17 protein-coding genes and 4 pseudogenes are annotated in these 25,047 nt (G+C 71.6%); 14 read left to right on the plus strand and 7 right to left on the minus strand.

The genetic code is table 11. The features are described from left to right. Together KS423_RS11230 and KS423_RS11235 are read right to left on the minus strand one after the other, a co-directional pair. Window positions 1-815: pseudogene (locus tag KS423_RS11230) on the minus strand (hypothetical protein); the annotation flags it as partial. Window positions 816-945: 130 nt separating this feature from the next. Continuing rightward, window positions 946-1,887: a TIGR01777 family oxidoreductase gene (locus KS423_RS11235; protein WP_224277836.1), complete on the minus strand. Its 942-nt coding sequence runs from the start codon at window positions 1,885-1,887 to the stop codon at window positions 946-948. A 282-nt stretch (window positions 1,888-2,169) separates the two neighbouring features. Between KS423_RS11235 and KS423_RS11240 the strand changes: the two genes are divergently transcribed. Further along, on the plus strand, window positions 2,170-3,021 hold the full coding sequence (locus KS423_RS11240) for a class I SAM-dependent methyltransferase (RefSeq protein ID WP_224277838.1): 852 nt from the start codon (window positions 2,170-2,172) through the stop codon (window positions 3,019-3,021). Between the two features lie 95 nt (window positions 3,022-3,116). Continuing rightward, a pseudogene (locus KS423_RS48465) lies at window positions 3,117-3,398 on the plus strand (DUF6071 family protein); the annotation flags it as partial. 142 nt (window positions 3,399-3,540) lie between these two features. Here KS423_RS48465 and KS423_RS11250 read toward each other — a convergent pair. Next, the gene (locus KS423_RS11250; RefSeq protein ID WP_224277840.1) at window positions 3,541-5,952 is read right to left on the minus strand and encodes a ricin-type beta-trefoil lectin domain protein; all 2,412 of its coding nucleotides are present in this window, start codon (window positions 5,950-5,952) and stop codon (window positions 3,541-3,543) included. 406 nt (window positions 5,953-6,358) lie between these two features. Here KS423_RS11250 and KS423_RS11255 point away from each other — a divergent pair, with 406 nt between their 5' ends. From KS423_RS11255 to KS423_RS11275, 6 genes and pseudogenes are all read left to right on the plus strand, one after another. Beyond that, window positions 6,359-7,408, plus strand: coding sequence for a substrate-binding domain-containing protein (locus tag KS423_RS11255; protein ID WP_224277842.1), 1,050 nt, complete (start codon window positions 6,359-6,361; stop codon window positions 7,406-7,408). Window positions 7,409-7,520: 112 nt separating this feature from the next. Continuing rightward, window positions 7,521-9,095 (plus strand): sugar ABC transporter ATP-binding protein, encoded by a 1,575-nt coding sequence (locus KS423_RS11260; RefSeq protein ID WP_224277844.1) that lies wholly within the window; start codon window positions 7,521-7,523, stop codon window positions 9,093-9,095. Between the two features lie 73 nt (window positions 9,096-9,168). Then, window positions 9,169-10,209, plus strand: coding sequence for an ABC transporter permease (locus tag KS423_RS11265; protein WP_224277846.1), 1,041 nt, complete (start codon window positions 9,169-9,171; stop codon window positions 10,207-10,209). A 586-nt stretch (window positions 10,210-10,795) separates the two neighbouring features. Next, window positions 10,796-12,484: pseudogene (locus tag KS423_RS11270) on the plus strand (NPCBM/NEW2 domain-containing protein); the annotation flags it as partial. Between the two features lie 39 nt (window positions 12,485-12,523). After that, a pseudogene (locus KS423_RS48470) lies at window positions 12,524-12,940 on the plus strand (NPCBM/NEW2 domain-containing protein); the annotation flags it as partial. Window positions 12,941-13,350: 410 nt separating this feature from the next. Beyond that, window positions 13,351-14,142: a DeoR/GlpR family DNA-binding transcription regulator gene (locus KS423_RS11275; protein WP_224277895.1), complete on the plus strand. Its 792-nt coding sequence runs from the start codon at window positions 13,351-13,353 to the stop codon at window positions 14,140-14,142. Window positions 14,143-14,229: 87 nt separating this feature from the next. Here the strand turns inward: KS423_RS11275 and KS423_RS11280 are convergent, their stop codons facing one another. The 4 genes from KS423_RS11280 to KS423_RS11295 are packed head-to-tail and all read right to left on the minus strand — an operon-like array spanning window position 14,230 to window position 17,823. After that, window positions 14,230-15,111, minus strand: a complete 882-nt coding sequence (locus KS423_RS11280; protein ID WP_224277850.1) for a class II fructose-bisphosphate aldolase — start codon at window positions 15,109-15,111, stop codon at window positions 14,230-14,232. Further along, the gene (locus tag KS423_RS11285; RefSeq protein WP_224277874.1) at window positions 15,102-16,043 is read right to left on the minus strand and encodes a 1-phosphofructokinase family hexose kinase; all 942 of its coding nucleotides are present in this window, start codon (window positions 16,041-16,043) and stop codon (window positions 15,102-15,104) included. The genes KS423_RS11280 and KS423_RS11285 overlap by 10 nt, the downstream gene beginning before the upstream one ends. Next, entirely contained in the window at window positions 16,040-16,954 is a 915-nt protein-coding gene (locus KS423_RS11290) for an ROK family protein (RefSeq protein ID WP_224277882.1), read from the minus strand. The genes KS423_RS11285 and KS423_RS11290 overlap by 4 nt, the downstream gene beginning before the upstream one ends. Next, window positions 16,951-17,823 (minus strand): SIS domain-containing protein, encoded by an 873-nt coding sequence (locus tag KS423_RS11295; protein WP_224277884.1) that lies wholly within the window; start codon window positions 17,821-17,823, stop codon window positions 16,951-16,953. Before KS423_RS11295 ends, KS423_RS11290 begins: the two co-directional genes overlap by 4 nt. Before the next feature lie 210 nt (window positions 17,824-18,033). On the opposite strand from KS423_RS11295, the gene KS423_RS11300 reads away from it, so the two are divergent. The 6 genes from KS423_RS11300 to KS423_RS11325 all read left to right on the plus strand — a co-directional run. Beyond that, the gene (locus KS423_RS11300; protein ID WP_224277897.1) at window positions 18,034-18,819 is read left to right on the plus strand and encodes a DeoR/GlpR family DNA-binding transcription regulator; all 786 of its coding nucleotides are present in this window, start codon (window positions 18,034-18,036) and stop codon (window positions 18,817-18,819) included. A gap of 307 nt (window positions 18,820-19,126) precedes the next feature. Further along, window positions 19,127-20,386 carry an ABC transporter substrate-binding protein gene (locus tag KS423_RS11305; protein WP_224277886.1) on the plus strand — a complete coding sequence of 420 codons (1,260 nt, stop codon included), beginning with the start codon at window positions 19,127-19,129 and terminating at the stop codon, window positions 20,384-20,386. 29 nt (window positions 20,387-20,415) lie between these two features. Next, on the plus strand, window positions 20,416-21,354 hold the full coding sequence (locus KS423_RS11310) for a carbohydrate ABC transporter permease (protein ID WP_224277888.1): 939 nt from the start codon (window positions 20,416-20,418) through the stop codon (window positions 21,352-21,354). Then, a complete protein-coding gene (locus tag KS423_RS11315) occupies window positions 21,354-22,202 on the plus strand; it encodes a carbohydrate ABC transporter permease (RefSeq protein ID WP_224277890.1) in 849 nt (282 codons plus the stop codon). Before KS423_RS11310 ends, KS423_RS11315 begins: the two co-directional genes overlap by 1 nt. 217 nt (window positions 22,203-22,419) lie before the next feature. After that, window positions 22,420-24,594, plus strand: coding sequence for an NEW3 domain-containing protein (locus tag KS423_RS11320; protein ID WP_224277891.1), 2,175 nt, complete (start codon window positions 22,420-22,422; stop codon window positions 24,592-24,594). Between the two features lie 94 nt (window positions 24,595-24,688). Then, window positions 24,689-25,047, plus strand: a 359-nt coding sequence (locus KS423_RS11325) for an amidohydrolase family protein (RefSeq protein WP_224277893.1), incomplete at its 3' end; no start/stop codon positions are given.

Consider the following 25,047-nt stretch of genomic DNA (forward strand, 5'->3'; position numbering starts at 1 on the left):
TACGCACGGGCGTCGTCGTCGGTCGCGGCGGCGACGCCGTCGTGCTCGGTCAGGCGGCCGGCCGAGATGCGCGCCCGCCCCGCATGCCCGGGGCCCGGGTCACCGCCGGCCAGCGCGATCCGGTCGCCGAGCGCGGCGCTGCGCAGCAGGTACTCACGCCGTCGGCGGGGCGGGCTCTTGACGGTGTTCCTGCGGCCCTCCAGGTACCTCTCCTCCTCCTCGATGCCCGGGGCGTCCGCGTACGCCTGTTCCGCCGTGGGCACCGGGCCGGCCGGCACGCTGCGCACCGGCCTGCGCGGCATCCGCGGCAGCCCGTAGACGTGGAGCACGGCGTCGGCGAACTCCGGCCGGTCGACGGGCAGGTCGTGTCGGCCGAACAGGGCGAACAGCTCGGCCAGGGCGCGGGGTTCGACGCCGCGCGGCCGGTCGTCGTCGGTGACGTCGAACTGGCCGAGCCGCGGGCCCCAGAACCGGCCCGGCGGGTCCGCGAGGCGCAGCCGCAGGGTCACCCGGCGGACGCTGGTCTCGACCTCCTCGTCGAACTCCATGGCCAGGCCGCGGATCTCCGACCAGGCGTAGCGGCGCGGGACCAGCAGCCGAACCAGGGTGAGGCCGTCCTCCTCCTCCCGCAGCCAGAAGGCGTGCGGCATCCCGACGGCCACCGCGCCCGCGATCAGCGCGCCGATCAGGGTGGCCGTCCCCGGGCTGGTGGCACCGGATCCGCCCAGCGCGATCAACGTCGCCACAGCCAGCGCGCAGCCGACCCCGATGTTGCTTCCCCACTGCCGCATGAACGACAGCCGTACCGTCCGCATCCCGCCCCCTGGTGTCCCCTGCGTGTGGCTCCACGCTCCCGGGGAGCGCTCGGCGCGGGCAAGCGCCGACGGGGAGCTGTGACGGCCCCGTGACGAACCTGCTGCACGGCGCCCCGGGAAAGCCTCGGCACTACCGTCCGCGCAGCCGCCGGACGAGGTTGCGGGCGGCCTCCGGCCAGCTCGGGTAGTCGAAGGCGAAGCCCGCGTCGAGCAGGCGGGTCGGGACGACGCGGCGGCTCTTCAGCAGCAGTTCGGTGTCGGAGCGCAGCGCGAAGGCGCCCAGCTCGGCCATCCAGCGGGTGGCGGGCAGGGCCAGCGGCATGCCCCAGGCGGTCCGCAGCTCGCGCATGAACTCGCGCTGGGGCAGCGGGTTCGGGGCGGCGAGGTTGACCGGTCCGGTGAGGTCCTCCCGGGCGATCAGGAACCCGACGGCGCGGGCGAAGTCCCGCTCGTGGATCCAGGAGACGTACTGGGCGCCGCCCGCGACGGGGCCGCCGGCGCCGAGCCGGGCCAGCCAGGAGAGCGCGTCGAGGGAGCCGCCGCGCTCAGGGCCGAGGACGGCGGCGGTGCGCAGCGCGACCCGGCGGGTGTGCGGGGTGTCGGCCTCCGCCTGGGTGCGTTCCCAGGCCTGGGCGACGTCGATGCTGTGCCGCCAGGCGGGCGGGGCATCGGGCTCGCTGCCGCCGATCAGGCCGTCCCGTTCGTCGTTGGGGGCGTCGTGGCGGTGGGCGTAGACGGTGGCGGTGCTCATCTGGAGCCAGTACGCGGGCGGCCGGCGCGCGGCCGCGATGGCCTCGCCGACCACGCGGGTCGAGTGCACCCGCGAGTCCATCATCTCCTGCCGGTTCGCCTCGGTGTAGCGGCAGTTGATGCTGCGACCGGCGAGGTTGAGCACGACGTCGGCGCCGTCGACCTCCGCCGCCCAGGCGCCGAGGGTCCGTCCGTCCCAGCCGATCTGCCGGGGCCCGGCAGGCCGGCGGCTCAGGACGACGACCTGGTGTCCGGCGGCGGTCAGGCTCCGGTCGAGCAGCGTCCCGAGCGCACCCGTTCCGCCGGGAATGACGACCTTCATGGGTTCCCCCTCATGCCTCGGTTCCTCGGGCAGCAGCCTAACCCAGACTTCTGAACGCGTTCAATTCATCCGCCCGATCCACTGCCCCGACGCCTGCGCAGCGGTTCCGGCCCCCGGCCGGCGGAAGTGGACCTTGTGCCTGCGCATGCCGGCGCCTATGGTCCCGATGTATCGGTTCGATACATCGGGCCGATAGCTCATGCCGTCCGGGTCAGGTCGAGCCCGGTCGGCCACCCGCGTGCCGTGCCCCCTGGGGCGGCCCGCCGATCAGAAGGAGCTGCGATGACGGGGACCGACCACAGCACGGAGCACCATCAGGACCGCACGCGTGAAAGCGCACTCACCGGGCAGGAGTCGACGCGGGCCGAACGGCAGCTGCACAGCTCGTCGTTCGGCCGGGCCGCGGTCGCCTACGCCGAGCACCGCCCGGACTACGCGCACGCCGCGGTGCGCTGGGCCCTGGAAGCCGCGCCCGGCCCGCGGGTGCTCGACCTCGGCGCCGGAACGGGCAAGCTCACCGCCACGCTGATCGCCCTGGGCTACGAGGTCGTCGCGGTCGAGCCCGATCCGGCGATGCTGGCCGAGCTGCGCGGCTCACTGCCGGCCGTCCGCGCACTACCGGGCAGCGCCGAGGCGATTCCGCTGCCGGACGGGTCCGTCGACGCCGTGGTGTCCGGCAACGCCATGCACTGGTTCGACATGGACGCCGCGGGGCCGGAGATCGCCAGGGTCCTCGCACCCGGCGGCGTCCTGGCCGGCCTGTGGAACGTCTTCGACGACCGGGTCGACTGGGTGGCCGGGCTCGCCCGGGTCACCGGCCCCGCCGCCATCGGACCGCGCGACGTGCCCGCCGGTTGGCGCACCGAGACGGCCCGGATGCACCTCCCCACGTCGGGCGGGGAGGCCCGGTTCGAGTCGGCGGAACAGGCCGAGTTCCCCCACGGGCAGCAGCGGACCGCGGACTCCCTGGTCGCGACCCTCGCGACGAAGGCGGGCATCCTGGTCATGCCGGAGCGCCGGCGGGAGACCCTGCTGGACGAGACCCGCACCTATCTCGCCGGCCGACCGGAGACCGGCGGCGGCGAGTTCACCCTCCCGATGCTGACCAGCGTGCTGCGCGCCCGGCGGATCTGAGGCCGGCCGACCGCCAGGCGACGGCCAATGGGAGTCAGACCGGCCGGCGCCGGGACGGGCGCTGGACGCTGCCGGCTTCGACTCGCCGGCCAGTCGTGCGGGCAACGGCAGCCAACCTGGATCGTGTCGCCGAGCAACACGGGGTGCGGGTCGAGGACGTCCTGGTGGTGTGCATGTCGACAGGCCTTTCCCGGCACGAGTGCTTCACCCGCGGGAAGGACCGCGGACACGACTTCCGGCCCGATCTTCCCGACGAGTTGCACTGGCACAGGCTGAGTCGGTGGCGTATCGAGATCACGGACCGGCTGTCCAGCGCCTACGACCAGCACCTGTGGCACGAGCGGGGTGCGCTGGTCGCCTTCGCACTGGACTGGCTGATGCTGACCTCTTGCCGACCTCGCCTGCTTGTGCGCCCACCCCGCCCACCGCCTGGACCGACCGACGCACCCGCCCCCGGGTGGTGGGTGCCGCTCGGGGGGCGGGCAGGTCGCGTCGGATCGGGTCCGGAGCGTCAGGCGGTTACGGCAGCGTCCATCGTTGGTTGGCGCCTCCGTTGCAGTCCCAGATCTCCAGCGGAGTGCCGTTGGCGGTGTCCGCGGCCGGGTCGTCGAGGCAGCGGCCGGACTGGGTGCTCCTCAGGGTTCCGTCCGGCTGCGGCGCCCACTGCTGGTTGGCGCCGCCGTGGCAGTCCCACAGTTCGACCGGGGTGCCGTTGGCGGTACCGCCGCCGGTGACGTCGAGGCACTTGCCGTTGTGGGTGAGGGTGCCGTTGGAGCGGGTCCACACCTGCTCGGCGCTGCCGTCGCAGGCCCAGAGCTGCACGGCGGCACCGCTGGCGCCGGCGGCGGGGCGGGCGCAGGTGCCGGGCAGGGCGGACGCGATCGGGCCGGTGTGGGTGGTGGGCGTGCCGGGGGTGAGGGCGAAGTTGTCGAACTGGTCGGTCTGGTAGCCGGTCACGCCGAGGCCGGCGCGGCCGTTGGTGAAGCTCCCGTCCGTCGTGCTGCCGACGGTGGTGCCGTCGATGCTCGCGGTGAGGGTCTCGTTGTCGAGAGTGAGCGCGACGGTGTGCCAGCGGCCGGTGCCCAGCGCCGTCGCGGTGCCGCTCGCGAGGGTGGTGAACTTCCAGGTGGTGTCGCTCTTGTCGATGGACCAGGCGCCGGTGTCGCTCACCCGCAGGTGGTAGGCGTTCAGACCGTTGTTGTTGCGGCCCTGCTGGTTGACCCGGCCGAGGAGTTCGACGGTGCTCGACTGCTCGAACAGGGTGTCGGCGGTGACGGTGTAGTTGGACCAGCTGCCGTCGCCCATCATCGTGTACGGGGCGTTGTACGGCTCGTCCGTCCAGCGGATCGGCGAGGTCGGGGCCATCTGGCGCAGACAGGTGCCGGCCCGGCCGCCGCCGCAGGCGACGGTCTGGAAGGCGCCGTTCATGTCCGCGAAGTACTTCGGCGAGGTGGTGGTGGCCGGCCTCTCGAAGTCGTCCGCGTAGGGCAGCTTCATCGGGGCGGCGGCCGGCGGAGTGGCGGTGCCCTTGCCCTGGCCCGCGGTGGTGGTCACGGTGTAGACCCGGCCGGGCTGGAGGGTGAGGGTGTAGCTGCCGTGGGCCGGGGTGACGTCCTGCTGGTGGACGAACCAGTCCGCAGGGTTGGCGGAGTCGAGGTCAGTGGACCAGACGTGGACCTTGCCGGTGGACAGCCCGCCGGTGACGGTGAAGCTCGCGCTCTGGGCGGCGGTGGCGTCCATGGTCTCGATGACGGTGCTGTAGTCACGCTTGTTCGTGCTCTTCAGCGTGACGTAGCTGCCGTTGGTGCGCGCGCCGCCGAGGTACCCGCTCGCGGAGTCGATGTAGCGCCAGCCGGGCTTGGCGAACTGGGTGGTGTGCGCGGTGACCCAGGTCGTCCTGCCGATGCTGTAGTTGCCGGACCACGGCTGGTCGGCGATCGACATGCCGTCGGTGGAGAAGAACTGGTCGGGGTAGAGCGCGGCGATGACCGGCCAGTTGATGAAGGAGGTCATCTTGCCGTCGAGGTAGCCGCGGTTGATCCCGCGCGCCACCGCCGGAGCACCGGCGTCGGCGTCCTCGGAGCCGTTCTCGCTCGCCCACAGCGGTTTGCCGAGCGCCTGGGCGGTCGGCGTGCTGGGGCAGTTGCTGAAGGAGCTCATGTACCCGCACGGGTAGTGGACCCCGACGACGTCGACGGCGTTCTTGAACGCCGGGTCGGTGGCCATCGCGTCGGCCACGTCCCAGCCGTCGTCGGCGGCGACGACCTTGGTGGCGCCGTAGCCGTGGGAGACGAGCGCGCTCTTGAGGTTCTCGTACCAGGCCTTGTCGTAGCCGCGCTCGTTCCAGCCGCCGAGGTACGAGACGTTCAGGTGGTGCTGGGCGGCGCAGCCCATCCAGTCCATCAGGTAGTCGATGGAGTCCTGGGACCAGAAGTTGCCGCCGCTGCCGGTGTTGCCGATCCAGCCGGGCGCGCCCCAGGACAGGCCGGAGAACGTGATGTCGGGGTTGCGGGCCTTGGCCTGCTCGGCCAGCCACCACTCGTAGCCCTGGTTGCAGTCGACGGTGCCCCTGGTGTGCTCGATGCTCGGCTCGGCGCCGTCGGTGGAGTTGGTGTCGCCACCGATCTCCAGCTTCAGCACCTGCAGCGAGGCGCCGTAGCCGGGCTTGAACAGGTAGTCGAGCAGCCGGCTGCGCTGGGGCTCCGGATAGTCCACCAGCAGGCGCGAGTTGCCGCCTCCGCCGGAGATCGCGCCGACCCCGTCGAAGGTGAGGCCAGGCTTGGTGCCGTCGACGGTGACCGCGGTCCGGACGGCGGCCTGCCCGGCGGCGGACGCGGCGGGTGGCGCCGCCAAGGTGGTCAGCGCACCGGCGAGTACGAGCGCCGCACTCAGCGCGGCGCGCCAGGTCGAGGAGGGATGTTGACGGCCCATGGGCGTCTCCGGGGGTGGGGAGTGGTGGAGGCGGGGGACTGGGTTCCTCCGGATCCCGACGCCCACAGATGGCAGGTACATGCCGCGATGCCGGATGACGGGCAGAGCGTAGACCCGACTTCCAACACCAATCAACAACTTGCGCAAGATTCGAAGCAATAAGCCACATCCGCACGACAAGCAGCCGACAGCACCTGCACACTTGCCAGTCGATCCGCCAACTCAGGCCTGAACAGAGAAGACTGACGCCCAATAACAAGACTGTCTCAAAGGACTCCGATCGGATCGTCGGGTTGACGCCGATACGAACACGGCGTTTCCTTTGCAGGCACCGCGTTTGATTGCGATGGTTCCTGATCGGTTTCGTTGCCCGGCCGATCATTCCCCCACCCTCAGGAGCCCCACCATGCACCTGTCCCTCCGTGGCCGCCTGGTCTCGCTCGCCGCGCTGAGCCTGGTCACCTCCCTCGGTCTGACGGCCTGCTCCACCGGGCAGACGTCCTCGAACAGCGCGGACGCGCCCGTCGCGCCGGTGTCCGGCAAGGTCTCGATCACCTACCTGCAGAAGCAGGGCGACCAGCAGTACTTCGTGGACGAGGCCGCGGGCGCCAAGGCCAAGGCCGCGGAGCTCGGTGCCGACCTGAAGGTGGTGAACCTCGGCAACGACGCGAACAAGACGGTCGGCGAAGTGCAGGCCGCGATCGCGCAGAAGAGCAACGGTCTGATCATCGTGGTGCCGGACCCGGCGGTCGGCCCGCAGGTGGTCCAGACGGCCCGGGACGCCAAGGCCGCGCTGCTCACCTCGGACGACCAGGTCTGCGCGAGCGGACCGGCTCCGGCGCAGTGCGCGGCGACCGACCTGGTGCCCCGGATCGGCTTCTCCGGCCAGCAGATGGGCCAGCAGGTCGGCCGGCGCGCCGCCGAGGAGTTCAAGAAGGCCGGCTGGAACGCGGCCGACACCCGGATCATCTCCGCCTGGAAGCAGGACGTCACCGTCTGCGGCGACCGCGTGAAGGCCGCCAAGGACGCCTTCGACCAGGCCGTGCCGGGCGTGCAGCTGATCGACGTCGCGACCGACAACACCCCGACCGGCGCGCAGGACAAGGTCGCCGCCACCATCACCGCCAACCCCGGGGTCAAGCACTGGGTGACCTGGGGCTGCAACGACGAGAACGTCCAGGGCGCCGTCACCGCCCTGCAGAACGCCGGGATCAGCCCCGACGACATCGACGGCGTCGGCCTGGGCGCCTACCTGGCCTGCAAGAACTGGGCCTCCGGTAAGCCCTCCGGCATGAAGGCCGCCCTGTTCATCAACGGCAAGGACGTCGGCGCTCTGTCCGTGCAGACCATGTACGACAAGCTCAAGAACGGCAAGGACTTCCCCAAGGAGGCCTTCGCCCCGACCAAGATGGTCGACGCCGCCACCTGGCAGTCCGCGGGCGTGTCCTGCAGCTGACGCCGCACCTGACACCGTGTCGAGCCGGCGGTGCGACAGGCCCTCGCCGGCCCGCCGCGCCGGCACCGCCGCCCCCGAAGACCGTCCGTACCGCACTGCCAACGAGGCCTTGATGACCCCACCCGAACCCTCGCCCCTCCCGCCACCGGGAGGCTTCGCAGGCCTGAGCGCCCAGGGGGTGTCCAAGCACTTCGGCGCCGTCCAGGCGCTGACGGGCGTCACCCTCACCTTCCCGCCCGGGCAGGTCACCGCCCTGCTGGGCGAGAACGGGGCCGGCAAGTCCACCCTGCTGCGCATCCTCACCGGCGACCACCGCCCCACCGAGGGATGCGTCCTGCTGGACGGCCAAGCCCTCGACCTGCACTCCCCACAGGACGCCCGCCGCGCCGGAATCCGGATCATCCCGCAGGAACCCGAGATCATCCCGCACGTCCCCGTCGCCGAGAACGTCTACGCCGGCGCGCTGCCCCGCACCGGGCTGCGTCGCCTGGACCGCGCCGAACTGCGCCGCCGGATCACCGCGGACCTGGCCCGCCTGGGCTTCGACAAGGTCCTCGACCCCGACCTTCTCGGCTCCGAACTCACCGCCGCACAGCGCCAGTTGGTCGAGATCATGCGCTCCCTGACCGGCGCCGTGCCGCCACGGGCGATCGCCTTCGACGAGCCGACCTCCTCGCTCTCCGAGCACGAGGTCGAGGCCCTGTTCGCCCTGATCGGGCGGCTGCGCGACGAGGGCATCGCCGTCATCTACGTCTCCCACCGGATGAAGGAGATCTTCCGGCTCGCCGACCGCATCGCCGTGCTGCGCGACGGCACGCTGGCCGGGGTGGTCGATGCCGCCGCCACCGACGAGAGCGAGCTCGTACGGCTGATGGTCGGCCGGGACCTGTCCTCGCTGTTCGTCCGGCAGAACGTCGCCACCGACCGCGTCGTGCTGGACGTCCGCGAGCTCACCACCGACGACGTTCACGGGGTCAGCCTGACGGTCCGGGCCGGTGAGGTCGTCGCGCTGGCCGGCCTGATCGGCGCCGGACGCTCCGAACTCGCCCTCGCCCTGGCCGGCGACGCCCCGATCCGCTCCGGCACGGTGGCCCTGGGCGGCGAGGTCCTGCGGCTGAAGGACCCGCGCGCCGCCATCGCCGCCGGGATCGGCCTGGCCCCCGAGGAGCGCAAGGCCCAGGCGCTGTTCCTGCAGCGCACGATCCGCGACAACACCTCGCTGGTCAGCCTGCGCCGGCTCAGCCGCTGGCGGTTCGTGAAGCACCGCCAGGAGAAGGACCTCGCCCAGGAGTACGCCGATCGGCTGCGCGTGCGCGCCCCCTCCATCGAGGCGGAGGTCCGCACCCTCTCCGGCGGCAACCAACAGAAGGTCGTCCTCGCCCGCTGGCTCGCCCGCAAGCCCGACCTGCTGATCCTCGACGAACCCACCCGCGGCGTCGACATCGGCGCCAAGGCCGAGATCTACCAGATCATCGCCGACCTCGCCCGCGAGGGCACCGCCGTCCTCGTCATCTCCTCCGAACTGCCCGAAGTCCTCGGCCTCGCCGACCGGGTCGTGGTGATGCAGAACGGCCGCACCACCGGCGAACTCACCCGCGACCAGGCGACGGAAGAGGCCATCCTCGCCCTCGCCATGGCCGACGACCTCGCCACCACCGCCCCCGCCCAGACCGGAGAGACCCAGTGAACGAGCGCAGCGAGCGGATCACCGAACGGCGCGCGTGGGTGAATGTCCCTGCCGAGCGCAGCGAGGTGGGCGCATGAGCACCGCCACTCCCCCGACCGCCCCGGCGCCGGACGCCGGGGCCCTGCCCGGCCGGTCCGGCGGCCCGCGCGCCCTGCTCGCCGCGATCGGCGGCCAGAACCTCAGCCTGATCGGCGCCCTCGCCGTCGTCGTCGGCCTGTTCGGCACGCTCAACCCCAACTTCGTCGGCTGGGACAACATCCAGGTCATCGCCGAGGCCGCCACCATCTCCGGCCTGCTGGCCGTCGTCCAGACCGTCGTCATCATCTGCGGCGGCCTCGACATCTCGGTCGGCTCCCAGGCCGGCCTGGCCTCCGTCACCAGCGCCATGGTCTTCACCTCCACCGGCGCCAACCCGTACCTCGGCATCGGCGCCGCGCTCGCCATCGGCGCCGGCATCGGCCTGTTCAACGGCGTCGTCATCATCTACGGCCGGGTCAACCCGACCATCGCCACCCTCGCCGGACTGGCCGCCTACAAGGGCGTCGCCCAGCTCGTCTCGGACGGCCGCGCCCAGGGCTACGTGCTGGGCGACCCGGTCTTCGTCTTCCTCAGCCGCGGCAAGATCGCCGGCCTGCCCACCATGGTCTGGCTGCTGATCCTCACCGCCGCCGCCGTGCACGCCCTGCTCACCTACACCGACATCGGCCGCAACATCTACGCCATCGGCGGCAACGACACCGCCGCCCGCCTGGCCGGCATCAACCTCAACAAGTACCTGATCGCCGCCTACGCCCTCTCCGGCACCGTCGCCGCCCTCGCCGGAGTCCTCCTCACCGCCCGCACCGGCAGCGGCCAGCCGGTCTCCGGCAGCGAGGGCCTGGAGCTCCAGTCGATCACCGCCGCCGCCCTCGGCGGCTGCGCCCTCAAGGGCGGCAAAGGCAGCATCGGCGGCACCCTGCTCGCCGTCGCGCTGCTCGGCGCACTGCAGAACGGCCTCACCGTCCAGGGCATCAACGCCTTCTGGCAGAACGTCGCCCAGGGCACCCTGCTGGTCGCCGCCGTCGTCATCCAGCAGCGCCGCAACCGCGAGCGCGCGGTCGGCCTGCCCGCCTGACGCGGGCCCCCCGGACACGAGACGGGGACCGTCGGTGCCGCGAGTGCACCGGCGGTGCCCGTTTCCTCTGCCGTGTGAATCTGTTTGATTTCGTTCGACAACACGGCGCGAGCTTGACACATCCAAGCCCAACACTCTCCAACAGAAGCTGTTTGCGCCAACATTTCCCCGGGGAAGCGACAGGCAGCCGGCCCCCGCCATCTCGGACATCCGCGCGCGCCGGTTCATCCGGCCCGGCGCCCGGCTCATCGGCACCGACTCCGCCGGCAACCAAGGACGATGTCGACGGCCCCTCACTCCGAACCAGCCATGCGCCCCATGTTGGATCGTGACTGAGTATGGGGGTTTCGAGTCGACTAGGGGCAGCTCCTTGCGCCCAAGGTCTTGACGCTCGCCCGAGCGGCAGGCTTTCCTGTGACCCGGACGTTGGATTGCGGTTGGTTCTGATTGATTGCGTTGATACCCGCTCCATCGAGCGGTCAGCACCTCACCTGCCCGTCAGAAAGTGTTCGACCGGCGGCACTTCGCTCCACCCGTGCCCCGGGCGGCCCCGACACCTCTCGCCTCGTCAAAGTGGAGCTCCCCCATGCCCTTTGCCGTCCCACACAGGCTTCGACGATCCCTGACAGCGGCAACAACCGCGCTCACTCTCCTGACCGGCGGAGGAGCGCTCGCCGTCATGGCCGCCGTCGGTCTCGACGTCGCCACCGCGCCCCCGGCAGCCGCCGCGGAGAACACCTTGGCCCGCACCCCGCAGATGGGCTTCAACAACTGGAACTCCACCCACTGCCGGGCCGAGTTCAACGAGTCGATGGTCAAGGGCATCGCGGACATCTTCGTCTCGCAGGGTCTCAAGGACGCCGGCTACACCTACGTCAACCTGGACGACTGCTGGGCGCTGCCTCTCCGCGACGCCTCCGGCGACCTGGTGCCCGATCCGGTGCGCTTCCCGAACGGCATCAAGGCGGTCGCGGACTACGTCCACTCCAAGGGCCTGAAATTCGGCCTGTACTCCAGTGCCGGCACCTCGACCTGCGACGTCCCGGGCTTCCCCGGCGGCCTCGGTCACGAGCAACAGGACGCGAACCAGTGGGCCTCCTGGGGCGTCGACTACCTCAAGTACGACAATTGCAACAACCTGGGCCTGGACGCCAAACAGCGCTACACGGCGATGGGTGAGGCCCTGAAGGCCACCGGCCGCCCGATCCTGTTCAGCATCTGCGAGTGGGGCACGAACCAGCCCTGGACCTGGGCCGAGCCGCTCGGCAACTCCTGGCGGACCACGGGCGACATCTCCGACTCCTGGGACAGCATGATCGGCATCGCGCACGCCAACCAGGCGCTGGCGCCGTACGCCGGGCCCGGGCACTGGAACGACCCGGACATGCTGGAGGTCGGCAACGGCGGGATGACCGACACCGAGTACCGCACCCACTTCAGCCTCTGGTCGGAGATGGCCGCCCCGCTGCTGATCGGCAGCGACCTGCGCACCGCGAGCCCGGCCACCCTCGCGATCCTGAGGAACACCGACGTCATCGCCGTCGACCAGGATCCGCTCGGCGCCCAGGGAACCGTCATCGCCGACTCCGACGGCCTGGTCGTCATGAGCAAGCCGCTGGCCGACGGAAGCCGTGCGATCACGCTGACCAACGAGAGCACCAGCCCGCAGACCATCAGCACCACCGCGGCAGCCGCCGGCATCGGCGGCGCGTCCTCGTACACCGTCAAGGACCTGTGGTCGAAGAAGACCACCACCTCCCACGGTGCGATCAGCGCCTCGGTTCCCTCCCACGGCACCGTGATGTACCGGGTCACTCCGAAGAACCCGGCCCCGATGCCCACCGGGCTCCTCCAACTCGGCGACCTGGCCTGGACCTCGGCCACCAACGGTTGGGGCCCGGTCGAGCGCGACCACAGCAACGGTGGGGCAGCGGCCGGCGACGGACACACCCTCACCATCGGCGGCACCACCTACGCCAAGGGCCTCGGCGTCAACGCCACCTCCGACGTCCGGTACCACCTCGGCGGCACCTGCCGGAACCTCACCGTCGACGTCGGAGTCGACGACGAGGCGGGCAGCAACGGCTCGGTGGTCTTCCGGGTCTACCGCGACCGGACCCTGGTCGCCGACAGCGGCGTCCGCCGCGGCACCGACGGCCCGCTGCACTTGAACGCCGACCTGACCGGCGGCCACGACCTACGCCTGCTGGTCACCGACGCCGGCGACGGCACGGCGGCCGACCACGCCGACTGGGCAGAGCCCCGCATCGCCTGCGGCAAGGGCCCGAGCGCCGGCGCCCACCCCCTCAGCGACCTCGCCTGGTCCACCGCCACCAACGGTTGGGGCCCTGTCGAGCACGACCAGAGCAACGGTGAGACGGGCGCCGGCGACGGACACACCCTCACCATCGGCGCCACCACCTACGCCAAGGGCCTCGGCGTGCACGCCGCCTCCGCCGTCACGTACTACCTCGGCGGCGCGTGCACCGGCCTGAGCACCGACGTGGGCGTCGACTCCGAGTCGGGAATCCGTGGCTCCGTGGTGTTCCAGATCCTCGCCGACGGCGTCAAGGTCGCCGACAGCGGAACACTGACCGGCGCGAACGCGGCCGTGCACCTCACCGCCCCGCTCACCGGCGCCGACGAGCTCACCCTCCAGGTCACCGACGCCGGCGACGGCAACGCCTCCGACCACGCCGACTGGGCGACTCCCATCCTCACCTGCGCATGAGCCGGCCCGCACCCAGGCGCCTCCGCCGGCCGGCCCGGGAACCGGCCGCCTCCTGAGCAAGCCGGGCGCCGACCCCGGGCGGGTAGGCACGCCGCACATCGCGCCCGCACGGTGGAGCTCCGCGAGCATGTGGACCTCGGCTCGACCGAGGAGTAACCGGAACGTCGACGAAGAGGCCGGGTGGCCCGTGGAGTGTTCCACGGGCCACCCGGCCTCTCGCCGTGCGCCCGGGCCCCGCGCTCCGCGCTCCGCGCTCCGCGCTCCGCGCGACCGTCCACCGGGATGAAGTCGCGTGCCGGGGTCCGGTGATAATAGTCCCGGCCGACCCGGCCGTGTTCCTGGTCGCCGACGAGACCGCTCCGACCCCGCGTGCCCGGCCGACCGGAAGGACCTCCGTGGCTGACCAGACCATGTTCGCCGCCCAGCGCCGCGCGCTGATACTCGACGAGATCCGCCGCACCGGCGCCGTCCGCGTCGCCGACCTGGTCACCCGGTTCGGCGTCTCCGACATGACGATCCGCCGCGACCTGGACGCGCTCACCCACCACGGCACCGTGCAGAAGGTCCACGGCGGAGCGGTCGCCACGGGAACCGCCAGCAGCTTCGAGCCCGGCTTCGACGTCAAATCCGGGCTGGAGGAGAGCACCAAGGCCGCACTGGCCGACGCCGCCGCGCAACTGGTGGAACCGGGCACCGTGGTCGCGCTGTCCGCCGGCACCACCACCTACGCCGTCGCCTCCCGGCTGCTGGACATCCCCCGGCTGACCGTCGTCACCAACTCCCTGCGGATCGCCGACCTGCTCTGGGCAGCGGAGAGCGACGGAACGGAGACCGTCCCGTCGCTGCTGTTGACCGGAGGGGCACCGACCCGCTCCGCGGCCCTGGTGGGAGCCCTCGCGGACCAGACGATCCGCACCCTCCACGTGGACCTGCTCGTCCTCGGCGTGCACGGCGTCAGCGACCAGGCCGGACTCACCACGCCCAACCTCGCCGAGGCGCAGACCAACCGTGCCCTGATCGCCTCCGCCCGCCGGACCGTCGTGGTCGCCGACCACACCAAGTGGGGCGTCGTCGGCCTGAGCAGCTTCGCGTCCCTGACGGAGGTCGACTGCTTCATCACCGACGACGCCCTCCCGGCGGTGGCCCGCAGCGCGCTCGCCGACGCGGTAGGCGAACTCGTCGTGGTGCCGGCCACCAGCTGACCAGGCGGCTCCGCGCCGCCGCGCTCGACTGACCGGGACGGGCGGCAGTTGCCGTGTGGCGGCTGCGGCCGCTCGCCGGCGGCGGGTTCAGGCCGGCTGCGAGCGGCGGTCGTGGCTCAGGCCGCCGGTGGGGAGCGTTGCCTTGAGCACGCCGAGCAGACGGGCGACCTCGGCGGCGACGGCCGTGCGGGCCGGACCGAGGTAGCGGCGGGTGTCGACCAGCCGCGCGTCGTCGGCCAGGGTCCGGCGGACGGTGGTGGTGAACACCTGGTTGAGGTGAGTGGCGATGTTGACCTTGGTCATGCCGGCATCCACCGCGGCGGTGAGGTCCTCGTCCGCCACGCCGGAGGAGCCGTGCAGCACCAGCGGCACCGGGACCGCCTCACGCAGCCGTCCGATGAGCTCGAAGTCGAGTGCCGCGTCGCGGGTGAGCATGGCGTGCGAGGTGCCGACGGCCACCGCGAGCGCGTCCACGCCGGTGGCGGCGACGAACGCCGCGGCCTCGGCGGGATCGGTGCGCACGCCGGGTGCGTGGACGCCGTCCTTGCCGCCGACCTCACCGAGTTCGGCCTCCACCCAGACGCCCGCCGCGTGGCAGTGCTCGACCACCTCGGCGGTGGTGCGCACGTTCTCCTCGTAGGCGAGCACGGAGGCGTCGAACATCACCGAGGTGAGGCCCAACTCGACTGCCTCGTGGACGAGTTCGACGGACGTGGCGTGGTCCAGGTGGACCGCGACCGGCACCTTGGCGGCGCGGGCGACGGTGAGGGTGGCGGCTCCGATCGGAGCGAGGGCGCCGTGGTAGCGGACGGCGTTCTCGCTGATCTGCAGGATGACCGGAGCACCGGCGGCCTCGGCGCCGGCGACGATCGCCTGGGCGTGTTCGAGCTGGATGACGTTGAACGCGCCGACGCCGCGCGCGGCAGCCATGGCGGCGGTGGCGATCTCGCCGGTTCCGGTCAGGGGCATGGCTTGAGCTCCTCGGTCGCGAACGGTCGGACGTCCACCCTGGTCTGCAGGGCCTGGTGGACGGCGGGGTCGAAGTCACCGGCGATCGGTGCGGCAACGGCGGCCGCGGACAGTGCCACGGCCTCGGTCAGCCGGTCGGGCCAGGGCTCGCCGGTGACCAGGCCGAGGGTGAGCGCGGCGACCGCGGCATCGCCGGCGCCGGTCGGGTTGCCGGCCAGCCGCTCCGGCGGGCGGGCTTGCCAACCACCCTGCGCGGTGACGGCGATGAGGCCGTCGGCGCCGAGCGAGGCGACCACTGCCCCGGCTCCGGCGGTGTGCAGCGCGCGGGCGGCGGCCACCGGGTCCGCCAGGCGGGTGACGGCGGCGAGTTCGTCCGCGTTCGGCTTGATCAGGGCCGGTCCGGCCGGCAGCGCCATACGCAGCGCCGCCCCGTCGGCGTCGAGCACCGCCGGGACGTCGCGCGCGTGCGCGAGCCGGAGCAGGTGGGCGTAGGCGTCTTCGGGGACGCCACGCGGGAGGCTGCCTGCGAGGACCACCGCCGCGGCGTCCGGCAGAAGTGCGTCGAGATGGTCGAGGAACCGCGCCCATTCCTCGGCGCCCACCACCGGGCCGGGTTCGAGCAGGATCGTGGTGTCCCCGACGCTCTCCTCGACCACGGCCACCGTCCGCCGGGACTCGCCCGCGATCGTCAGCATGCGGTCGGCCAGGCCGGCAGCGGCCAGTTCGGCGCGGATCGCCCGGCCGGTGAGGCCGCCGACCAGGCCGGTGACCACGGTCGGGTGGCCGAGGGCGTGCAGGACCCGGGCGACGTTGACGCCCTTGCCACCCGCGCGCTCGGCCACCGTCCGGACGCGGTTGGCGCCGTGCGGGCGCAGCCGGTCCAGGTGGTGGGTGATGTCCAGTGCCGCGTTGAGCGTGACGGTCAGGATCACGCCGCCACTCCCGCTCCGAGGAGGTCCTGCGCGAGCAGTCCGGCACCGAAACAGCCTGCCTCGTGGCCGAGTTCGGCGGGTACGAGCTCCGGTACCGCCTGGAAGGTGAGCCGCGCCGCCAAGGCCGCCCGCAGTGGCGCGAAGTACGGCTCGCCCGCCCGGGAGAGGCCGCCGCCGATCACGATCCGCTCAGGGTCGAGCAGGGTGACCGTGCTCGCCAGGCCGTCGGCGAGCGCGTCGACGGCCTCCCGCCAGACGGTGGCGGCCGCGCGGTCCCCGGTCGCGGCGCGCTCGCCGACCTTCTTGGCGGTGATGTCCGGCTCGCCGGTGGCGGTGGTGTAGCGGCGGGCGATGGCGGCGGCCGAGGCGAGGGTCTCCACGCAGCCGTGGGTGCCGCAGGCGCAGAGCTCGCCGCCGGGGCGGACCACCAGGTGGCCGAGCTCGCCGGCGCGGGTGTGGCTGCCGGTGAGCGGGCGCCCGTCGACCATCACGGCGGCGGCGATGCCGGTGCCGACCGGGACGAAGAGGAAGTTGCGGCTGCCGCGGCCGGCGCCCGCCCTGGCCTCGGCGATGCCGCCGGCCCGCACGTCGTGCCCGAACGCGATCGGGATGCCCAGGTGTTCGTTCAGCCAGCGCCGGACGGGCAGATCGCGCCAGCCGAGGTTGGCGGCCAGCACCGCGATGCCGGCCGGTTCGTCGACGATGCCGGGCACGGCGATCCCCGCGGCGGCCGGGCGGAAGCGCTCGGCGAGTTCGGCGGCGCAGTCGAGGACGGTCTCCAGCACGGCCTCGGGTCCGCGCTCGGCCCGGGTGAACCAGCGCTCGGTGTGGCACAGGCCGCCGTCCTCGGCCACCGCCGCGCCCTTGATGTAGGTGCCGCCGACGTCGAGGGCGATCGCCGTGGCGCTCACGGCCGGGTCAGCACGATGGAGCGGGTGAGGCCCTGCGGCTGGTCGGGGTCCAGGCCACGGCCCTTGGCCAGCTCGACGGCGAGCCGCTGGGCGCGGATCAGGTCGGCCATCGGGTCCAGCGTGCTCACCGACAGCACGGCGCCGGTCGGCCGGACCTGGTCCACCAGTCCGGTCGGCGGCTCGCCGAAGAACCACACGACGCTGTTCGGGCCGGTGACGCTGATCGGGCCGTGCCGGTACTCCATCGCCGGGTAGGACTCGGTCCACGACCCGGACGCCTCGCGCAGCTTGAGCGCCGCCTCGTTGGCCAGACCGGCCGTCCAGCCGGTCCCGAGGAAGGTGAACTGGCTCGCCTCGACGGCCCGTTCGGGCAGCGGGTCGGCCAGCGCCCGCTCGGCGTGCGCGGTCAGGTCGGCGGGGGTGAGGCCGAGGTGGCCGCGCAGCAGCGCCAGCGCGGTGGTGGCGAAGCGGGTCTGCACCACCGACTTCTCGTCGGCGAACTCCAGGTCGATCACCGTGTTCGCGGCCGTGCTGATCGGGGTGGCGAGGTCGCCGGTGAGCGCGACGGTCGGCGTCGTGCCGCAGCGCTCCAGTGCGGCCAGCACCTCGGTCGTGGTGCCCGAGCGGGTGATGGCGACGACGCGGTCGTAGCGGCGGGCGGCAGGGAACTCGGAGGCCGCGAAGGCGTCGGTCTCGCCGAGGCCGGCGCCCTCGCGCAGGCCCGCGTACGCCTGCGCGATGTAGAGCGAGGTGCCGCAGCCGATCACGGCCACCCGCTCGCCGCGCTCCGGCAGCCCGGCGGGCTCCAGTTCCAGCGCCTTGCGCCAGCACTCCGGCTGGCTGGCGATCTCCCGCTCGACGTGACTCATCAGGGTTCTCCTCGCTGGGGGCACGGGTGGTATTCGGGCATCGGTCGGCCCGGAGCGCTGCGTCACGCTGCAAGCGCCTGCTCGAAACTGAGCTATTCATAGCTCAATGCGTCATCTATGAGCAATAGTGCTGCCAGGGGCACGCACCGCTCGGCCGGCGGTGACCGGCGGATAGGCTCGTGACCTGGACGGCCGAGTTGAGGAGTGATGATGAGCCCGGATGAGCGCTGGTCGCGGCTGCTTGAGATCCTTGGCGACCGGGGCCGGATCGACGTCACGACGGCGGCCGAGCTGCTGGGCGTCTCCGCGGCCACCGTACGCCGGGACATGGACGAGCTCGCCCGCCAGCAGTTGCTGACCCGAACGCGCGGTGGCGCGGTGCTGAGCGAAGTCGCGTACGACCTACCCCTTCGCTACAAGACCGCGCGTCAGGCCGGCGAGAAGCAGCGCATCGCGAAGGCCGCCGCCGCGCTCGTCCCGCCCGGCGCGGTGGTCGGGCTCAACGGTGGCACCACCACCTCCGAGGTGGCCCGCGAGCTCGCCACCCGTACCGACCTGGCCGGCCACGGCAGTCAGACGGCGCTGACCGTGGTCACCAACGCGATCAACATCGCCAACGAGCTGGCGGTGCGCCCGTACGTGAAGACCGTGGTCACCGGCGGCGTGGCCCGGCCGCAGTCCTATGAACTGATCGGCCCGCTGGCGACCATGATGCTGCAGGCGATCTCGCTGGACTTCGCGATCCTCGGAGTCAACGCCGTCGACTCGCAGTTCGGCGCGGCCACCCACGACGAGGGCGAGGCCAGCGCCAACCGGGCGATGGCCGAGCGGGCGGAGCGGGTGATCGTGGTGGCCGACTCCACCAAACTCGGCAAGCGCGCGTTCGCGCAGGTCTGCGACACGAGCGCGATCGATGTGCTCGTCACCGACGCCGACGCTCCGGAGGAGCTGGTGGAGCGGTTCACCGCCCGCGGGGTGGACGTCCGCTGCGTGTAGCGCCCGCGTTCGGTGCCGCACCGCAGGAGTAGCCACAGGATTACAGGTCGACGGGAGTGCCGGCGGCCGTCGTCGTGGTGCCGCCCGACGTCAGCGCGCCGTGCGGACGACCGGCGCTGCTGCGGCACATCCGAAGTCGTCGACGGCAACGGTCTTGTGGCCCTGGATGCCAACGGGGCAGACTCTGTTCGCGTCGATGCTCGATATTGAGCGAATATCGATCACACGGCGCATGTTCGCGCAGGTCGCACCATCCCCCACCCGGGCGGCCGCGGAGTCGGCCCCAGCTGCAAAGGCGGTACCAGAGATGAAGCGACGCCTTCTCGCCCTGTCGGCGGCCACCGTGGCCGGAACGCTCGCACTGTCCGGATGCAGCAAGGGCTCGGCCTCCGGTTCGACCTCAGCCGACGGCGTGACGACGATCAGGTTCGTCGCCGCCGACTACGGCTCCAACGGCCAGAACCCGAGTCAGGCGTACTGGCAGGGCGTGATCTCCGCCTTCGAGCAGCAGAACCCCAAGATCAAGGTCGACCTCCAGGTCATCAACTGGAACGACATCGACACCCAGGTCAAGACGATGGTGCAGAACGGCAACCAGCCGGACATCCTGCAGACCGGCGGCTACGCCGACTTCGCCAAGAACGGCCAGCTCTACCCGGCCCAGGACGTCCTCTCCGGCAGCACCGCCACCGACTTCCTCCCCGCGATGGCACACGCCGGTGAACAGGACGGCACCCAGTACGGCATCCCGTTCATCTCCAGCGCCCGGATGTTCCTGATCAACAACGCGCTCTTCAAGAAGGCCGGCCTCGATCCGGCCGACCCGCCGAAGACCTGGGCCGACCTCACCGCCGACGCCACCGCGCTGAAGAACGCCGGCGTGGAGATCCCTCTCGGCGTACCGCTGGGCAAGGAGGAGGCGCAGGGCGAGTCGTTCATCTGGATGCTGGAGAACCACGGCGGCTACCAGGACGCCAAGGGCAAGTACACCATCAACTCGCAGGCCAACGTGGACACCTTCGGCCAGCTCAAGAGCTGGGTGGACGCAGGCCTGACCGAACAGAGCCCCGCCTCCGTCAACCGCACCGACCTCGCCAAGGACTTCGCCTCCGGCAAGGTCGGCATGCTCAACGGCATCCCCACCCAGCTGAACGACGTCAAGAACATGGACGTCACCTGGACCGCGATGCCCAGCAAGGACGGCACCGGCAAGGCCACCCTCGGCGTCGCCGACTGGATGATGGCCTTCAGGAAGGGCGGCCACAAGGACCAGATCAAGGCCTTCCTCGACTTCGCCTACAGCAAGGACAACACGGTGAAGTTCGACAAGGAGTACAGCCTGTTGCCGGTGACCCAGTCCGCGCTCACCGCCCTCCAGGCCGACCCGGACGAGAAGGCCCTGGCGCCGTTCCTCCAGGCCCTGCCCACCGCCACGTTCTACCCGCTCAGCGACCCGACCTGGCCGGCCGTCTCCGCGCAGATCAAGACCCAGATCGGTAGCGCGGTCAGCGACCCGAAGAAGACCCTCGACGCGCTCCAGCAGGCCGCCCAGCAGGCCGGCGAATGACCCGGGTGACCGCACGGGGAATCCACGCCGTGTCCTCCCCCAGCAGCACGGACGCCCGGCCGGCCGCTCCGCCGACGGGCCCGTCACCCAGGCGCCGCCCCCTGTTCGCCCGGCTCGGGCCACTGCCCTGGCTGGCCCCGGCCCTCGTGCTCATCCTGGGCGTGGTCGTGTGGCCGGTCATCGAGATGGTCACCACCTCGCTGCGCCGGATCGACACCACCGGCACCGACCACGGCCCGGCCGGTCTGATCAAGTACCACAAGCTCTTCAGTGACCCCCGCCTTCCCGGAGTGCTCACCTGGACCGCCGTCTGGACGGTCGCGGTCGTCGGCCTGACCATGCTGATCTCGCTCGCGCTGGCCCAACTGTTCAACCAGAACTTCCCCGGCCGCCGCGTCACCCGCTGGGCGCTCATCGCCCCGTGGGCAGCCTCCGTGCTGATGACCGCGATCGGCTTCCGCTGGATGCTCGACCAGGTCGCCGGCGTGTTCAACCGGCTGCTGCTCGATCTCGGCCTGACCGATCACGCCCAGGCCTGGCTCGGCGACGCCGCCCACGCCAAGCCCTGGCTGGTCCTCGTCGCCGTCTTCGTCTCACTGCCGTTCACCACCTACACCCTGCTGGCCGGCCTGCAGACCATCCCCGCCGAGGTCTACGAGGCGGCCAGGGTCGACGGCGCCACGCCCTGGCAGACCTACCGCAAGGTCACCCTGCCACTGCTGCGCCCGGCCTTCCTGGTCGGTCTGGTGATCAACCTGATCAACGTCTTCAACTCGTTCCCGGTCATCTGGGGCATGACCCAGGGCGGCCCGAACGCCGACACCGCCACCACCACCGTGTTCATGTACATGCTGCGCGGTTACGACGTCGCCGAGTCCGCCGCCATGTCCGTGGTCAACTTCGCCGTCGTGATCCTCATGGTGGTCGTCTTCCTCAAGGTCAGCCGCTGGAACGGGGAGGAGAGCTGATGACCACCCTTCAGTCGCCGCCGGCGACGCGCCGCCCGCGCGCCCGGACCGTCCTGCTCACCGCACTGGCCTGGGCGCTCGCCGCGCTCTTCCTGCTGCCGTACGTCGAGATGCTGATCACCGGCGGTCGCCCGGCCGACCAGCTGCGCGACAACTCCTACCTGCCGACGCACTTCGACTGGTCCTCGTTCACCAGGGTCTGGACCGACACCACCCTCGGCCAGAACCTCCGGATCACCCTGCTGGTGGCCGGCGGCTCCACGCTGCTCGTCCTGCTGGTCGCCCTGCCCGCCGCGTACTACACCGCCCGGGTGCGCTTCCGCGGCCGCAAGGCCTTCCTGCTGCTGGTACTGGTCACCCAGATGTTCCAGCCCACCGCCCTGCAGGTCGGCCTGTACCGCGAGTTCTATGCGCTGGACCTGCTGGACACCCCGATCGTCCTGGTGATCGCGAACGCCGCCTTCAACCTGGCCTTCGCGATCTGGATCCTCAGCGCCTACATCGGCTCGATCCCGATGGAGCTGGAGGAAGCCGCGATGATCGACGGCAACGGCCGCATCGGCGCGCTGTTCCGCGTCACCCTGCCGCTCGCGCTGCCCGGCGTGGTCACCGCCGTGATCTTCACGTTCATCTCGGCCTGGAACGAGTTCATCATGGGCCTGACCCTCACCAACTCGCCCGACCGGCAACCGCTCACCGTCGGCATCAACAACATGATCGGCGCCTACAGCGTGCAGTGGAACTACGTGTTCGCTGCCTCGCTGGTGGCCATCGTGCCGGTGGTCGTGCTCTTCGCGGTGATCGAACGGCACGTCGTCTCCGGACTCACCGCCGGCTCGGTCAAGTAGGCCCGGCCACTCCACGAGGTCGCATGGCGAAGCGCGACCTCGCGCTCCGCCATGGCCTGCACGCACTGCCCATGCTCTCAACCTGCACCGGTCATGCGCGTTACTGATTGTTTCTGAGGCGTTCTTGTCAAACATAAGCAGATCCTCGTAGAAATGATCCGGCTGAGACAACGTCAGCCACCATGCCCCTGACCCCGAGATGCCGTGAGGTCAAAGCGTGTCAACCACCCTCCCCCGGTGGCTCCGTGCCACCGTCGCCTGCTGCACGACACTCGCCGCCGCGTCCGCAGGAACACTCCTGGCCCGGCCCGCGGCCGCCGCGGAGCCCACCCCGCCCGGCGCCGTCGCCCAGTACCCCAACTACGCCCCCACTCCGCCCATGGGCTGGAACGACTGGTCGTACTACCAGTGCGGGATCGACGAGCAGACGATCCTCGGCAACGCCCAGGCCCTCGTCACCACCGGGCTGGCGAAGAAGGGGTACGACACCGTCACCATCGACGACTGCTGGATGACCAAACAGCGCGACGCCAAGGGCAACCTGGTCGCCGACCCGACCCTGTTCCCCCATGGGATGGCCTACGTCGGTCGGCAACTCCACGAGCTCGGGCTGAAGTTCGGCATCTACGAGGATGCCGGGACGGCCACCTGTGGCGGTTACCCCGGCTCCCTCGACCACTGGCAGCAGGACGCGGACCTGTTCGCGTCCTGGGCTGTCGACTACGTCAAGCTCGACGGCTGCAACGTCCCCACCAAGCCCGGCGAGACCGACGAGCAGAGCTACCGCGACACCTACACCGCGATGAGCCGGGCGCTGCTCAACACCCACCGCCCGATGGTCTTCTCGATCTCCGCGCCCGCCTACTTCCAGGACCTGCCGAACTGGGACTCGACGATCCGCTGGTCCTCGCAGCTCGGCAACCTGTGGCGGGAGGGCGCGGACATCGCGCTCGGCCAGGAGACCGGCCCCGCCAAGTGGGCGTCGATCACGTACAACTACGGCTACAACGTCGGGTTGGCCGACCTGCAGCGACCGGGGCGGTGGAACGACCCCGACTTCCTGCTCGCCGGTGACTCCGGGCTCAGCCAGGACGAGATCCAGAGCCAGATCTCGCTGTGGGCGATGATGGCCGCACCGCTGATCTCCAGCACCGATCTCACCCACCTCTCCCCCGCCGCGCTGGCCGTGCTCGGCAACAGCGACGTCATCGCCGTCGACCAGGACCGGCTCGGTGTCCAGGGGCGCGTCGTCCAGCACGGAACCGGCTACGACGTGCTGAGCAAGCCACTGGCCGGCGGGGATCGCGCGGTCGCGCTCTTCAACGCCTCCGACTCCGCGCAGACGATCACCACGACCGCCGCCCAGGCCGGTCTGCCCGCCGCCGCCGGCTACCGGCTCGACGACCTGGTGAGCAAGAAGGCCACCGGGACGACCGGCGTGATCTCCGCGAACGTGCCGCCGCACGCCACGGTGCTCTACCGGGTCCACCCCGGCGCGGCCCGCAACCTGGCGCCCGAGACCGCCATCACCTGGAGCGACGTCAGCACGGCGCAGAGTCCCGGGACTTACCAGGTCAGCCTGGCCGATCACGGCGCCGTCGCGCTGAGCGACGTCCAGCTGAAGATCAGCGCTCCCGCCGGCTGGAGCGTCACCCCGGCGACCGTCGCGCTGCCGCGCGTCGCACCGGGCGAGGCCGCGTCGGCCACGGTGACGGTGCGCGGCCCCCAGGGCACCCCCGGCACCACGGTCACGGCGATCACCGCCACCGCGAGCTACCGGGCACAGTCGACCGCGGTCGACACGGTCAGCGGTGAGCAGACGATCACGCAGGTCGTGCCCTACCCCTCGTTGGAGGCCGCGTTCAACAACGTCGGCGCCACCTCCGAGAGCGACACCGCCCCCGGCAACTTCGACGGCGGCGGGGACAGTTACTCGACGCAGGCCCTGGCCCAGACCGGCGCCACCGCGGGCGCCGCGATCAGCGCCAACGGTCTCAGCTTCACCTGGCCGTCGGCGGCCGCGGGCACCAACGACAACGTGTCGGCCGCCGGTCAGGAGATCACCTTCGGCGGCCAGGGCCAGGCGCTGGGCTTCCTCGGGGCCGACGCGGGCTTCGCCTCCGGCACGGTCACCGTCACCTACACCGACGGCACCACCAGCACCGGCCAACTCGGCTTCCCCAACTGGTGCTGCACCCCGACCGACGCCTACGGCGCAAAGACGGCGTTCACCATGGACCACCGCAACACGCCCACCGGTCCGGCCAACTTCGGCATCAGCTACGGCGTCTTCACCAACACCGTCCCGCTGACGCCCGGCAAAACGATCCGTTCCGTCAGGCTGCCCGAGGCCCCCGCGATCCACGTGTTCGCACTGACCGTCCAGCCGTGACCCGCGCGGCCCGCGGGGTCCGCCCCGCGGGCCGGGCGGCCCGGCTCGAAGCCGGACACCCGGTGTTCCCCTTCCCGTTCCCAAGGAGGCCGTGATCGCCACGGACCGTACTGCCCTGGCCGGCGCCCGACTGGTCCTGCCCGGCGGCGTCGTCGAGGGCGACCGCCTCGCCGTCGAGGGCGAGCGCATCGCCGTCGAGGGCGAGCGCATCGCCGGCCTCGGCGGCGACACCGAGCCCGGCGATCTCGACCTGACCGGGTACACCGTCGTGCCCGGCTTCGTCGACCTGCACGTCCACGGCGGCGGTGGCGCCTCGTACGCCTCCGGCATCGCCGAGGAGGCACTGCTGGCCGCCCGCACCCACCTGGAGCACGGCACCACCACCACGGTGGCCTCCACCGTCACCGGCGAGATCGACGAGGTCGCCCGCCAGGCCGCCGTCCTCTCCGAACT

Source organism: Streptomyces sp. LS1784, assembly GCF_020103755.1.
Lineage (GTDB): Bacteria > Actinomycetota > Actinomycetes > Streptomycetales > Streptomycetaceae > Kitasatospora.